The 13,401-nt window shown below is 71.0% G+C and carries 13 protein-coding genes; 9 read left to right on the forward strand and 4 right to left on the reverse strand.

The window, feature by feature from the left end; genetic code table 11:
- From ABD329_RS46240 to ABD329_RS46250, 3 genes are all read left to right on the forward strand, one after another.
- On the forward strand, nucleotides 1–865 hold an 865-nt coding region (locus tag ABD329_RS46240; RefSeq protein ID WP_344318070.1), incomplete at its 5' end, for a COG1470 family protein.
- A complete protein-coding gene (locus ABD329_RS46245; protein ID WP_344318071.1) occupies nucleotides 862–1,929 on the forward strand; it encodes a hypothetical protein in 1,068 nt (355 codons plus the stop codon). The genes ABD329_RS46240 and ABD329_RS46245, both read left to right, overlap by 4 nt.
- 1 nt (nucleotide 1,930) lies before the next feature.
- Nucleotides 1,931–3,349 carry a hypothetical protein gene (locus tag ABD329_RS46250; protein WP_344318072.1) on the forward strand — a complete coding sequence of 473 codons (1,419 nt, stop codon included), beginning with the start codon at nucleotides 1,931–1,933 and terminating at the stop codon, nucleotides 3,347–3,349.
- A gap of 102 nt (nucleotides 3,350–3,451) precedes the next feature.
- Here ABD329_RS46250 and ABD329_RS46255 read toward each other — a convergent pair whose 3' ends face one another.
- The gene (locus ABD329_RS46255) at nucleotides 3,452–4,978 is read right to left on the reverse strand and encodes a peptide MFS transporter (protein WP_344318074.1); all 1,527 of its coding nucleotides are present in this window, start codon (nucleotides 4,976–4,978) and stop codon (nucleotides 3,452–3,454) included.
- Between the two features lie 325 nt (nucleotides 4,979–5,303).
- Here ABD329_RS46255 and ABD329_RS46260 point away from each other — a divergent pair, with 325 nt between their 5' ends.
- Nucleotides 5,304–5,984 carry a response regulator transcription factor gene (locus ABD329_RS46260; protein ID WP_020870789.1) on the forward strand — a complete coding sequence of 227 codons (681 nt, stop codon included), beginning with the start codon at nucleotides 5,304–5,306 and terminating at the stop codon, nucleotides 5,982–5,984.
- A 22-nt stretch (nucleotides 5,985–6,006) separates the two neighbouring features.
- The gene (locus tag ABD329_RS46265) at nucleotides 6,007–7,257 is read left to right on the forward strand and encodes an ATP-binding protein (protein WP_137978265.1); all 1,251 of its coding nucleotides are present in this window, start codon (nucleotides 6,007–6,009) and stop codon (nucleotides 7,255–7,257) included.
- 71 nt (nucleotides 7,258–7,328) lie between these two features.
- On the opposite strand, the gene ABD329_RS46270 is transcribed toward ABD329_RS46265, so the two are convergent.
- On the reverse strand, nucleotides 7,329–7,874 hold the full coding sequence (locus ABD329_RS46270; protein WP_344318075.1) for a GtrA family protein: 546 nt from the start codon (nucleotides 7,872–7,874) through the stop codon (nucleotides 7,329–7,331).
- A gap of 183 nt (nucleotides 7,875–8,057) precedes the next feature.
- Here ABD329_RS46270 and ABD329_RS46275 point away from each other — a divergent pair, with 183 nt between their 5' ends.
- The 3 genes from ABD329_RS46275 (at nucleotide 8,058) to ABD329_RS46285 (ending at nucleotide 11,131) form a co-directional block, all read left to right on the forward strand.
- The gene (locus ABD329_RS46275; protein WP_425574474.1) at nucleotides 8,058–9,176 is read left to right on the forward strand and encodes a 5-(carboxyamino)imidazole ribonucleotide synthase; all 1,119 of its coding nucleotides are present in this window, start codon (nucleotides 8,058–8,060) and stop codon (nucleotides 9,174–9,176) included.
- Complete coding sequence (gene purE / locus ABD329_RS46280) at nucleotides 9,173–9,697, forward strand: 5-(carboxyamino)imidazole ribonucleotide mutase (protein ID WP_086884528.1); 525 nt, start codon at nucleotides 9,173–9,175, stop codon at nucleotides 9,695–9,697. Before ABD329_RS46275 ends, purE begins: the two co-directional genes overlap by 4 nt.
- Before the next feature lie 240 nt (nucleotides 9,698–9,937).
- Nucleotides 9,938–11,131 carry a dipeptidase gene (locus ABD329_RS46285; protein ID WP_198281834.1) on the forward strand — a complete coding sequence of 398 codons (1,194 nt, stop codon included), beginning with the start codon at nucleotides 9,938–9,940 and terminating at the stop codon, nucleotides 11,129–11,131.
- Nucleotides 11,132–11,186: 55 nt separating this feature from the next.
- Here ABD329_RS46285 and ABD329_RS46290 read toward each other — a convergent pair whose 3' ends face one another.
- Together ABD329_RS46290 and ABD329_RS46295 are read right to left on the reverse strand one after the other, a co-directional pair.
- Nucleotides 11,187–11,555, reverse strand: coding sequence for a VOC family protein (locus ABD329_RS46290; protein ID WP_198281833.1), 369 nt, complete (start codon nucleotides 11,553–11,555; stop codon nucleotides 11,187–11,189).
- A gap of 69 nt (nucleotides 11,556–11,624) precedes the next feature.
- A complete protein-coding gene (locus tag ABD329_RS46295; protein WP_198281832.1) occupies nucleotides 11,625–12,965 on the reverse strand; it encodes a UDP-glucose dehydrogenase family protein in 1,341 nt (446 codons plus the stop codon).
- 165 nt (nucleotides 12,966–13,130) lie between these two features.
- Here ABD329_RS46295 and ABD329_RS46300 point away from each other — a divergent pair.
- Nucleotides 13,131–13,401 (forward strand): acyl-CoA dehydrogenase family protein (locus tag ABD329_RS46300; RefSeq protein ID WP_344318077.1); only part of this gene is annotated, 271 nt, incomplete at its 3' end.

Consider the following 13,401-nt stretch of genomic DNA (forward strand, 5'->3'; position numbering starts at 1 on the left):
CGCCGGGCCCGACTGGTCGGCGGCCCCCGCCGCCGGGGGCGGCGGCGCGCCGGGCGCGGGCGACCGGCCGTACATCTACCTCGAAGGCGGGCCCGGCGCCGTCCTCGAGGACAAGCTCTCGGTCACCAACCGGAGCGAGCACCCCCGCACCGTCCGGCTGCGCGGCGGCGAGGGCGCCCGGATCGCGCTCGCCGAACGGCAGGTGACGGTGCCGCCCCGCACCCGCGCCGACATCCCCTTCACCGTCACCGTCCCCTCCGACGCGGTGCCCGGTGAGCACCCCGGCGCGGTCATGGTCTCCTCCGGCGGCCGGGAGATCGCGGTCCGGCTGCGGCTGCGGATCAGCGGCGCGACGCTGTCCGCCCTCTCCGTCGAGGACGTGACGGTCCAGGACCACGGCGGCGGGGCGGCCATCCGCTACGCCCTGGTCAACCGCGGCAACACCGTGCTCACCCCCCGGCTGGCCGTACGCGCCGACGGGCTCTTCGGCCAGGTGCTGAGCCGCGGCCCCCGCACCCTGCCGGTCGAGCTGCCGCCGGGCAAGCGGGTACGGCTCACCGAGAGCTGGCCGGACCCGCCCGCCCTGGACTCGGTGGACGTGACGCTCACCGTCACCGCGGGCGGGGGCGCGCACGCCACCGCGACCGCCGGCTACACGGCCGTCCCCTGGTGGCTGCTCGCACCGGCGGCGACCGCCTTGGCGGCCGCCGGGGGAGGCGTCTGGCTGCTGCTGCGCAGACGGCGACGCCGACACCGCACACCGCGATCGCAGCCGCAGCCGGAACAGGAACCGCAGCCGCAGCCGGAACCGCAGCCGGAACCGCAGCCGCAACCGCAGCGCACAGGGGCAGGAGCGACCACGTGAACGCACGCCGACACCCAGCCACCCCGGTCCGGCCCTCCGCCGTGCTCACCGTGCTCGCCCTGGTCCTCCTCACCCTCGGCGCGCCCCTTACGGGCGGCGCCGCGGCGGCCGAGGGCCCGACCGCGAAGGTCTCCAAGGCCGAGGCCGGCACGGGCGGCACGGTCACCGTGACCGGCGCCCACTGGCGGCCGCGCGCCCTGCTCACGCTGCTCATCTGCGGGCAGAACATGATCGGCGGCACCAACGCGTGCGCCAATGGTGACGGCAGGGCGGTCACCGTCGGCGAGGACGGCACCTTCACCAAGAAACTGCCGGTGTCCGAGCCGCCCAAACCCTGCCCCTGTGTCATCCATATAGCGACCGTCACGGGGAAGGCCGCCGCCGCGGACGTGGCGTTCAAGGTCGCCGGGCACCCGGTCGCGCCGCTGCCGAAGGAGCGGACCGGGGGCGAGCGGCTGAGCGTGCTCTCGGCCCGGCTCGACGGCTCCAGCGGGGTGCTGACCTGGTTCGGCGCACCGCCGAGGCGGAAGCTCGTGGTCACCGTCGGCAATCTCGGCTCGACCCCGGCCCGCGACCCGGTCTTCGAGGTGGGCAGCTCGCACGGCGTCTTCGCCCCCTCCTGGGAGGAGCAGCGCTGGCGGGGGACCATCCAGCCGGGGAAGAAGGCACAGGTCAAGCTGGACGTCGAACTGTCCGCCGGGGCCCATGGCGACTATCTGGTCTCACTGCGCTACGGCCACAAGCTGCTCGTCGAACAGCCGTGGGCGGTGGGGCGGCCCTGGGGCGTCACGCTCTTCTGGGTCCTGCTGTGCGTGGTGGTCTCGGCGACGCTCTTCCGGATCGGCATGGCCGTCGTGGACAAGGTACGGCCCCGTACGGCCCGGACCGCGCCGCCCCCGCCCCCGTTCCCGCCCTCGTCGCCGCCGTCCGGACCGGCCGCGGCGGACGGCGCACCGCCGGCGCTGCCCTGGTTCACCCCGGACACCGCGCCGGAGGCTCGGCCGCACCACCAGATTTCCGCACCGACCGAGGAGATCCGACCGACCCCGAAAGGAACCACGTGAGATGCGACCAAGAGTGAGTGCGGCCGCCGTCGCGCTGCTGCTCGGCGGTGCGGGCGTGCTGCTCGGCGCGGGCAGCGCGGAGGGCGCCGAGGTCTCGTACAAGACCGAGTGCTTACCGCCCCCCATCTCCGGTCTGCCCCCGGTGGAGGGCACCACGACCGTGGCCGTGACGGCACCGGAGACGGCGAAGGTCGGGGACGAGGTCGAGGTGGTGTGGAAGACGGTGCAGGCCGCCTCCAAGAACCCGCCCATCCTCGACCTGGAGGCCGACACCGTGCTGCCGACCGGCACCGTCACGGTGGGCGGCGCGCAGACCGGCGAACTGGCCATGGAGGGGCCGCGAGAGAACCCGGCGATCCCCAAGGGCGGTGAGATGAAGCTCTCCGACATGAAGGGGAAGCTGAAGCTCACCAAGGCGGGAGAGGTGACGCTGACGCCCGGCGGCTACAACATCAACGTCAGCAAGCCGCTGCCCACGGACACCAAGTGCTCGGCGAAGGAGGACGTGAAGGCCGCCGCGACCATCAAGGTGACGGACGGCGGCAGCGGTCCGGGCGGCACGACGAGCGGCACGACGAGCGGTACGACAAGTGGGACCACGAGCGGGACGACCAGCGGTACCACGAGCGGCACCACCAGCGGTACGACGAGCGGGACGACCAGCGGCACCACGAGTGGGACCACGAGCGGTACGACAAGTGGCACCACCAGCGGCACCACCGGTGGCGGAGACGGCGGTGGCGATTCGTACACCGGTAAGGAGGTTCAGGTCGCCTACGCCTGCAAGACCCCCATCGGCGACAAGAACGCGACCTCCCCGGTGCAGATCAACGCCACCAAGAGCGGCGGGGACTTCGAGCTGACCGTGAAGTTCGGCAAGTCCGTGATGGACAGCCCGGCCGACATCCCCGCCGATTCGGTCAAGCCGTCGATGGCCGTCAAGGTCGGCGGTGCGGACAAGGGCACCGTCGCCGTGGCGGGGCCGACCAACAAGGAGCCCATCAAGTCCGGCGATCCGATCGAGATCCCCGACCTCACCGGCACCTACAAGCCGGGTGCGAGCGGCAAGTCGACGCTCACCCCCGGAGTGCTGACGGTCAAGGCGCTCGGTACGACCACCACCTGCACCCCGGCCAAGGACACCGGTGTCTCGCTGGAACTGGACACCACCGGCCAGCCCGGCGGCACCACCGGCGGTGACTCGACCGGCGGCGGCAGCGGTTCCGGGGGCGGCACCTCCGGTGGCGGCGGCTCGGGCAGCAGCGGCGGTTCGTCCACCAGCGGCGGGCTCGCCGACACCGGTGCCAGTGACCACGGCGGGCTGAAGGCGCTCGCCCTGATCGCCGGTACCACGGTGCTGCTCGGCGGCGCCATCTTCACCCTCACCCCGTGGCGCAAGCTGCGCGGCACCACCCGCTGAACAGCGGCCCACAGGGAAGGGCGAAGGGCCCGGCGCGGATCTCCCCGCGCCGGGCCCCTCGTGAGCCTCTTACTGACGTCCCCGCGGACGTGAGTGAGGACGTCAGTGGACGTCGGCCATCAACGCCACGACCTTCTTCCGGTACATGAAGACCGCGAAGCCCGCGAGCGCCGCCATCGTCGCCTCCAGCGCGATCACCCCGACCCCGCTCAGATCGACCCCGGCGATGGACAGCAGACCCGTGACGCAGTCGCCCGCGGTCACGGCCAGGAACCACACGCCCATCATCTGGCTGGCGTACTTCGCCGGTGCCATCTTGGTGGTCACCGACAGGCCGACCGGCGACAGGCACAGCTCACCCATCGTCTGGATCATGTAGATCGACACCAGCCACAGCGGGCTGACCTTCGTCCCGTCCCCGGCCATCCCCATCGGCACGACGAAGACGAAGAACGAGGCACCGACCAGGACCAGGGCCATCGCGAACTTCAGCGTGGTGTTCGGCTCCCGGTCACGCCGCGCCAGCCACAGCCACAGCCAGGCGAAGACCGGCGCCAGCGCCATGATCATCAGCGGGTTGACGGACTGGAACCACGAGGACGGGAAGTGCAGCCCGAAGATCGTGTCCGCGGTCTTGGAGTCGGCGAAGGCCGACATCGTCGAACCGCCCTGGTCGTAGATCATCCAGAACACGGCGGCGGCCACGAAGAACCAGATGTAGCCGCTCACCTTGGTCTGCTCGACCGCCGAGAGCTCCCGGTCGCGCTTGATCCGGATCAGCACCCCGGTCGGGATGATCAGGCCGAGGATGGTGATCGGGATCAGCACCCAGTTGAGGGTCCAGCTGCCGCTGAGCACCACGCCGGTGTAGAAGACCGCGGCCACGATCAGCCAGATCATCGCCTTGCGCAGCCAGGAGCGGCGCTCCTCGGCGGCCAGCGGGGTCGGGACGACGCTGCTCTCCGCGCTCAGGTGGCGGGTGCCGATCAGGAACTGGACCAGGCCAAGCGCCATGCCGAGGGCGGCGAGCGCGAAGCCCAGGTGCCAGTTGTACGACTGGCCGACGGTGCCGATCACCAGGGGAGCGGCGAAGGCGCCGAGGTTGATGCCGATGTAGAAGATGGTGAAGCCGCCGTCCCGGCGCGGGTCCTGCGGACCGTCGTAGAGCTGGCCCACCATCGTCGAGATATTGGCCTTGATCAGACCGGAGCCGAGCGCCACCAGGCCGAGTCCGGCGAAGAAGGTCGCCTGGCCGGGGACGGAGAGCGCCAGATGCCCGGCCATGACGACGCCGGAAGCGATCACCACCGTCTTGCGCGGACCCCAGACCCGGTCGCCGAACCAGCCGCCCGGCATGGCCAGCAGATAGACCATGGCCAGGTACACCGAGTAGATGGCCACCGCGTTGCCCTCGGTCATCCCGAGTCCGCCGCCCTGGCCGCCGTGCTTGGCGTCGGGGCCACCGGAGATCAGATAGACGACGAGGAGGGCCCGCATGCCGTAGAAGCTGAATCGCTCCCACATCTCGATCATGAAGAGAGTGGCCAGGCCGCGGGGGTGGCCGAAGAAGGTTTTGCCGCCGGCAGGGGTCCCCTGCGCGGTGGCGCCCTTCGTCAGGCTGGACGCCATGGTGGTTTCCTTGCGTGCTCAGGGAGCGCTGCCAGGCGGGCCAGCGCCCTGTGGGGGGATGGCTGAGCGACTGAGCGGCCGGGCGCGGCCGGGCCGGTTGTGCCGACCCCGTCCCGCTCCGGACATGACAGAGACCTTTGGGTGCGTCGTCGCCACCAAAGGCCCCGGAGGAGTGCTACAGACGTTGTTTCACCATACGACACGTTCTTGACACCCTCGCAGATGGTGAGAGATACCTCACGAGCGAGGCGTGCAACCTTCCGCGCTCCGTCCGTCGCGCCGTACGCGCCCCGTGCTCCGACCTCAGCGGACTACCATCACCCCCATGACCCGAGTACTGCTCGCCGAGGATGACGCATCCATCTCGGAGCCGCTCGCCCGCGCCCTGCGCCGCGAGGGGTACGAGGTCGAGGTGCGTGAGGACGGACCCACCGCGCTCGACGCCGGTCTGCAAGGAGGCGTCGATCTGATCGTCCTCGACCTCGGCCTGCCCGGGATGGACGGGCTCGAGGTCTGCCGTCGGCTCCGCACGGAGGGCCATGGCTTTCCGGTGCTGGTGCTCACGGCCCGCGCGGACGAGGTGGACACGGTGGTCGGCCTGGACGCCGGCGCCGACGACTACGTGACCAAGCCGTTCCGGCTCGCCGAGCTGCTCGCCCGGGTCCGGGCGCTGCTGCGGCGCGGCGCGGTCGAGACGCAGCAACAGCAGCCGGCCACCCACGGGGTGCGGATCGACGTCGAGTCGCACCGCGCTTGGATGGGCGACGAGGAGCTTCAGCTGACCGCCAAGGAGTTCGATCTGCTGCGGGTCCTGGTGCGGGACGCCGGGCGGGTGGTCACCCGCGATCAGCTGATGCGCGAGGTGTGGGACACCACCTGGTGGTCCTCCACCAAGACCCTCGACATGCACATCTCCTGGCTGCGCAAGAAGCTCGGTGACGATGCGGCCAACCCCCGCTATATCGCCACCGTCCGCGGCGTCGGCTTCAGATTCGAGAAAAGCTGACCAGAGCTGACACGGTAGGGCAATGCGCCGTCGCTTGATCAACTCCACCCTGGCCGTGGTGCTCGTCGTCATCGCGGTCTTCGGTCTTTCGCTGGTCATCGTCGAGACCCGGACCATCGAGAACAGCGCCCAGGAGAGCGTGAGCTCCGACGCCGTGCGCCTGGTCAGCATCGTCGACAGCAGGCTGCTGGGCGGCGAGGGAGTCACCCCCAGGGTGCTGCGCGAGCAGATCGAGCCCGGGCGCTACGCGGTGATCAGGATGCCCGACCACCGCACGGTGGAGATCGGCAAGCGCCCCACGGGCAGCGTCATCTCCGCCGACGAGCCGGGGGAGCAGGGCGAGGTCGTACGGGTCGAGGCGTCCCGCTCCACGGTGAGCCGGGAGATCGGCCGCACCATGCTGATCATCCTGGCGGTGGCGCTGCTCGCCGTGCTCGCCGCGGTGGCCCTCGCCGTGCGCCAGGCGCACCGGCTCTCCGCGCCGCTCACCGATCTCGCGGAGACCGCCGAGCGGCTGGGCTCCGGGGACCCCCGGCCGCGCCACCGGCGCTACGGGGTGCCGGAGCTGGACCGGGTCGCCGATGTCCTGGACGCGAGCGCCGAGCGCATCGCCCGGATGCTCACCGCCGAGCGGCGGCTGGCCGCCGACGCCTCCCATCAGCTCCGTACGCCGCTGACCGCGCTGTCGATGCGGCTGGAGGAGATCACGCTCACCGACGACCCGGAGACGGTCAAGGAGGAGGCGACGATCGCGCTGGGCCAGGTGGAGCGGCTCACCGATGTCGTCCAGCGGCTGCTGACCAATTCGCGCGATCCGCGCAGCGGCTCCGCGGTCGCCTTCGACCTGGACGAGGTCGTCAAGCAGCAGATCGAGGAGTGGCGCCCGGCCTCGCGCAGCGAGGGCCGTGCCATCGTGCGCTCGGGCAAGAAGGGGCTGCGCGCGGTGGGCACCCCGGGCGCGGTCGCCCAGGTGCTGGCCACGCTGATCGAGAACTCGCTGATGCACGGTGACGGCACGGTCGCGCTGCGTACCCGCGTCACCGGCAACCAGGCCGTGGTGGAGGTCTCCGACGAGGGGCCGGGGGTGTCGCCGGACCTGGGGGCGCGGGTCTTCGAGCGCACGGTCAGCGGGCGCAACTCCACGGGTCTCGGACTCGCCGTGGCGCGGGACCTGGCGGAGGCGGACGGCGGCCGACTGGAGCTGCTCCAGCAGCATCCGCCGGTGTTCGCGCTCTTCCTCAGCCGCGAGGCCGAGGACCCCTCGGCCTCCTGAGCGGCCCTGCCTAGGGGCGTCCGGCGGATCGTGACGCCTGCGGCGGGGAGGGGAGAGTGCAGGCCGAGCGCCTACTTGCGGATCGGCTGCTTCCGGGTGGCCTGGGCGGGCGGCGCCTCGGACGCCTCGGACGCCTCGGACAGGAAGGACTCCGCGCGCTCGACGGCCTCCCGCGCGGGCAGCGTCCGGAACACCCAGGTCCGGTAGGACCAGAAGCGGAAGAGGGTGCCCAGGCCGATGCCGAGGAACTTGAACACATTGCTCTGGAGTGAGCTGTCCCACCCGAAGCCATAGGTGGCGGTGTAGAGCACACCGTTCTCGATGATCAGGCCGATGGCGCTGAACAGCAGAAAGAGGCTGAGTTCCTTGGTGCGGCCCTGCTTGTCGCGGTCCCGGTAGGTGAAGTACCGGTATCCCAGGTAGTTGAAGCCGGTGGCGACCACCGTGGCCACGATGCTGGCCCGCACCACGGGGAGTTCGGTGACCCCGCGCACCAGGTTGAACACCGCGAGATTGACGAAGACGCCGGCACCGCCGACCACCCCGAACTTCGCGATCTCGCGGGTCAGTTGCCCCATCCGGGCACGCAGCCCACCGAGTGTGCTCCGTTCACTCATGGTGATCGTTCAGCCCCGTCCCGTCGGCGTTGTCAATCACCCCATGCTAACCAGCGGCCGCGCCCCGCGCCCTTCAGGCCGTGAGGCTGGGCCCGGCGGATTGTCTGGAGGTTCCTCCAACGCAGGTCAGGGCCGGTCGAACGGGGAAGTTACCCTGGGAGGGTGACATTCCCGGTAGTCGGCATGGTCGGCGGCGGCCAGCTCGCCCGTATGACCCATGAGGCGGGCATCCCCCTCGGCATCAGGTTCAAGCTGCTCAGTGACACCCCCCAGGACTCGGCGGCCCAGGTGGTCAGCGATGTCGTCATCGGCGACTACCGCGACCTGGACACCCTTCGTGCTTTCGCACAGGGCTGTGACGTGGTCACCTTCGACCACGAACATGTCCCGGCCGAGCATCTGCGCGCCCTGGAAGCGGACGGTGTGGTCATCCGCCCCGGAGTCGAGGCGCTGCTGCACGCCCAGGACAAGGGCGTGATGCGCGAGCGGCTGCGTACGGTCGGTGTGCCGTGCCCCCGCCACCGCATCGTGGCCGACCCCGAGGACGTGGCGCGCTTCGCGGACGAGGGTGACGGCTTCCCGGTCGTCCTCAAGACGGTGCGCGGCGGCTACGACGGCAAGGGCGTCTGGGTCGTGCGCGGCGCGGCGGAGGCGGCCGAGCCGTTCCGCGCGGGCGTGCCCGTCCTCGCCGAGGAGATGGTCGACTTCGCCCGCGAGCTGGCCGCCAATGTCGTACGGTCCCCGCACGGCCAGGCCGTCGCCTACCCCGTCGTGGAGTCGATCCAGGTGAACGGGGTCTGTGACACCGTGATCGCCCCGGCCCCCGGCCTCTCCGAGGAGCTGTCCGGCCAGGCGCAGGAGATGGCGCTGAAGATCGCCGCCGAGCTCGGGGTGGTCGGCCATCTCGCGGTCGAGCTCTTCGAGACCCGCGACGGCCGGCTACTGGTCAACGAGCTGGCGATGCGCCCCCACAACTCCGGCCACTGGACCCAGGACGGCGCCGTCACCTCCCAGTTCGCCAACCACGTACGGGCCGTGCTCGACCTCCCGCTGGGCGAGCCGCGCCCGCGCGCGCGGTGGACGGTGATGACCAATGTGCTCGGCGGTGACTTCCCCGACATGTACGCGGCGTATCTGCACTGCATGGCCCGCGACCCGGCGCTCAAGATCCATATGTACGGCAAGGACGTGAAGCCCGGGCGCAAGGTCGGCCACGTCAACACCTACGGCGACGACCTGGCCGACGTCCGCGAGCGCGGGCGCCACGCCGCCGACTACCTCCGAGGGACCATCACCGAATGAGCGCTCCTGTGATCGGCATCGTCATGGGCTCCGACTCCGACTGGCCCGTCATGGAAGAAGCGGCCAAGGCCCTCGACGAGTTCGAGGTCCCCTACGAGGTGGATGTCGTCTCGGCACACCGCATGCCGCGCGAGATGGTCGCCTACGGAGAGAACGCGGCGGACCGCGGCCTCAAGGCGATCATCGCGGGCGCGGGCGGCGCCGCCCACCTCCCGGGCATGCTCGCGTCCGTCACCCCGCTGCCGGTCATCGGGGTGCCCGTACCGCTGAAGTACCTCGACGGCATGGACTCCCTGCTGTCGATCGTCCAGATGCCCGCCGGGGTCCCGGTGGCCACGGTCTCCGTAGGGGGCGCCCGCAACGCGGGGCTGCTCGCCGCCCGGATCCTCGCCGCCCACGACGCCGGACTCCAGGCCCGGATGCGCGAGTTCCAGGACGAACTCAACGCCCAGGCCACGGAGAAGGGCAAGCGCCTGCGCGCGAAGGTGGACGGATCGGGCTCGTTCGGCTTCGGCCACTGAACCGGGCACGGCCCGGCGAATTCCGCTCCCTCCTGAGCCCTTTTCCGGTGAACCCCGCCCAGCCCGACCGGGCCACCCCCTAGCCCCTCCGGCGTTTGAGGAGCGGGGTCCGGGGCGGGGCCCCGGCGGGGGTCTGGGGGCGGCGCCCCCAGTTTCGGGAAGGGGCGGGGCGGGGGCGAGCCCGCCGCAGGCGCAGCCCCGACACGTGACTTCCACCGCGCCCCATACGAAACTACGGGGATGACCGATCACCTCGCGCACGCCCACGACCTGCTGGCCGCGAACCCCATCGTGGACGGCCACAACGACTTCCCCTGGGCCCTGCGCGAGCAGGTCCGCTACGACCTGGACCAGCGCGACATGGCCGCCGACCTCACCCCGTACACCCACACCGACATCGCCCGCCTCCGAACCGGCGGCGTAGGCGCCCAGTTCTGGTCGGTGTTCGTCCGCTCCGACTTCCAGGGCGACACGGCGGTCAGCGCCACCCTCGAACAGATCGACGTCGTCCGCCGGTTCACCGACCGGTACGCGACCGATCTGCGCCCCGCCTTCACCGCCGACGACATGGAGGCGGCCCGGACCGAGGGCCGGATCGCCTCCCTCATGGGCGCCGAGGGCGGCCACAGCATCAACTGCTCCCTGGCCACCCTGCGCACCCTCTACGACCTCGGCGTGCGCTATATGACGCTCACCCACAACGACAACGTCCCCTGGGCCGACTCGGCGACCGACGAGCCGAAGGCACACGGCCTCACCCCCTTCGGCGAGGAGGTGGTGCGCGAGATGAACCGCCTGGGCATGCTCGTCGACCTCTCCCATGTCTCGGCCGACACCATGCGGGACGCGCTCCGGGTGACCGAGGCGCCCGTGGTCTTCTCGCACTCCTCAGCGCGCGCCGTCTGCGACCATCCGCGCAACATCCCGGACGATGTGCTGGAACTGCTGCCCGCCAACGGGGGCGTGGCGATGGCCACCTTCGTCCCCAAGTTCGTACTGCCCGAGGCGGTCGCCTGGACCCGGGAGGCGGACGAGAACATGCGCGCCCACGGGCTGCATCCGCTGGAGATGACGCCCGCCGCGATGAAGGTGCAGCGCGCCTTCGAGGAGGCCAACCCGCGTCCCATGGCCACCGTTTCGACCGTCGCCGACCACCTCGACCATATGCGCGAGGTGGCGGGCGTCGACCACATCGGCATCGGCGGCGACTTCGACGGCACCGCGTTCACCCCCGAGGGCCTGAGCGATGTCGCGGGCTATCCCAACCTGGTGGCCGAACTCCTCGACCGCCGCTGGTCACCGGCCGACCTGGCCAAGCTGACCTGGCAGAACGCGGTACGTACGCTGCGCGGCGCGGAAGACGCGGCCCGCGCGGCGCAGACCACCCGAGGCCCGTCCATCGCGACGATCGACCAACTGGACGCCGCCGCATAACTGAACGGCGCCGACACCCAGCACCTCGACGCCGGTCAGCCGTTCCAGGGACGGGTCAGGGATGAATCAGGCAGAAGGGGTGCCCCGCCGGGTCGGCGAAGACGCGGAAGTCCCGCTTCCCGCCCTCGTCGTCGAGGTCCAGGGCCCGAGCCCCCAGCGCCAGCACCCGCTCCTGCGCCGCCTCCATGTCGGCCACCCGCAGATCGAAGTGCAGTTGCTGTGACTCCTTCGCCGACGGCCAGCTCGGCGCGACGAAGCCGGGCGCCTCCTGGAAGGCCAGCCGCGCCCCGTCGGGCAGAAGGAGATCGACCCAGGGCTTCCCCTCGTTCTCGATCTCACCGCCCAGCACCTGCTGGTAGAAGTGGGCGAGCGCGGTGGGGTCGGGGCAGTCGACGGCGGTGACGATCAACTTGGCGATGGCCATGGCTCCTCCTCGGGTCCCGTCCCGGGTTGACCGAACGGGCCCCGCCAAACAGGAAGCCTTACGGCGGCTTCACGCCATCGGGCGGCCGAGCGCCCGGTACGTCCACCCGGCGTCGCGCCAGACGTCGGGGTCCAGCGCGTTGCGCCCGTCGAGGATGCGGCGCTCGGCGACGACCGTGCCGAGGCTCACCGGGTCCAGCTCGCGGAACTCGCGCCACTCGGTGAGGTGCAGCACCGCATGGGCGCCCTCCGCCGCCGCGGCGGCGGTCGGGGCGTAGGCGAGGGTCGGGAAGAGGGCCCGGGCGTTCTCCATGCCCTTGGGGTCGAAGACGGTCACCTGGGCGCCCTGGAGCTGTATCTGACCGGCCACATTGAGCGCGGGGGAGTCCCGCACGTCGTCGGAGTCCGGCTTGAAGGTCGCGCCCAGCACCGCGACCCGCTTGCCGAGGAAGGCGCCGCCGACGGCCTCGCGGGCCAGCTCGACCATATGGCCCCGGCGCCGCATGTTGATCGAGTCGACCTCGCGGAGGAAGGTCAGCGCCTGGTCGGCGCCGAGCTCTCCGGCGCGCGCCATGAAGGCCCGGATGTCCTTCGGCAGACAGCCGCCGCCGAAGCCGATCCCGGCCCGCAGGAACTTCTTGCCGATCCGCTCGTCGTAGCCGATGGCCTCGGCGAGCTTGACCACATCGCCGCCCGCGGCCTCGCAGACCTCGGCCATCGCGTTGATGAAGGAGATCTTGGTCGCCAGGAAGGAGTTGGCCGCGACCTTGACCAGCTCGGCGGTCGGGAAGTCGGTCACCACGAAGGGCGAGCCCTCACCGATGGGCGTCTGGTACACCTCGCGCAGCAGCTTCTCGGCCCGGTCGCCCGCGACGCCGACCACGATCCGGTCCGGGTGCAGGGTGTCCTGGACGGCGAACCCCTCGCGCAGGAACTCCGGGTTCCAGGCCAGCTCCGCGTCCGCCCCCACCGGGGCCAGCTCGGCCAGCCGGGCCGCGAGCAGGTCGGCGCTGCCGACCGGCACCGTGGACTTGCCCACGACCAGCGCGGGGCGGCGCAGATGCGGGGCCAGCGACTCCACCGCGGAGTTCACGTAGCTCATGTCACAGGCGTACTCGCCGTGCTTCTGCGGGGTGTTCACACAGATGAAGTGGATGTCGCCGAACTCCCCGGCCTCCTCGTAGGAGGTGGTGAAGCGCAGCCGCCCGCTGGACCCCTCGATCCCCGCCGTGTGGCGCCGCAGCAGATCCTCGAGCCCGGGCTCGTACATCGGCACCCGGCCCTGGGTGAGCATCGCGATCTTCTCCGGCACGACATCGAGGCCCAGCACCTCGAAGCCCAGCTCCGCCATGGCCGCTGCGTGGGTGGCGCCGAGGTAGCCGGTGCCGATCACAGTGATCTTGAGGGCCATGCAGTGCTCCAGAACGGTCGATCGCAGATGCGGTGCCTGAGCATAGTCGGGACCGCGGTACGGGCTCAGCCGACTCTGTCAGGTAGCTCACGTATACCTATCGAGGCGGCGCCCCTAGAATTCAGTTACTTAACGGTAGTTAGCGCTCTATGGGGAGTGAGAGGCTTGGCGTCCTCGGTGAACGACTTCGACCTGTACCGGCCGTCCGAAGAGCACGACATGCTCCGGGACGCCGTCCGCTCTCTCGCCGAGGCGAAGATAGCCCCTTATGCCGCCGAGGTCGACGAGGAGGCCCGGTTCCCCCAGGAGGCGCTGGACGCCCTGGTCGCGAACGATCTCCACGCGGTGCACGTCCCCGAGTCCTACGGCGGCTCGGGCGCGGACGCGCTGGCCACCGTGATCGTCATCGAGGAGGTCGCCCGGGTCTGCGCCTCCT

It is taken from the genome of Streptomyces javensis, assembly GCF_039525925.1.
Taxonomy (GTDB): domain Bacteria; phylum Actinomycetota; class Actinomycetes; order Streptomycetales; family Streptomycetaceae; genus Streptomyces; species Streptomyces asiaticus.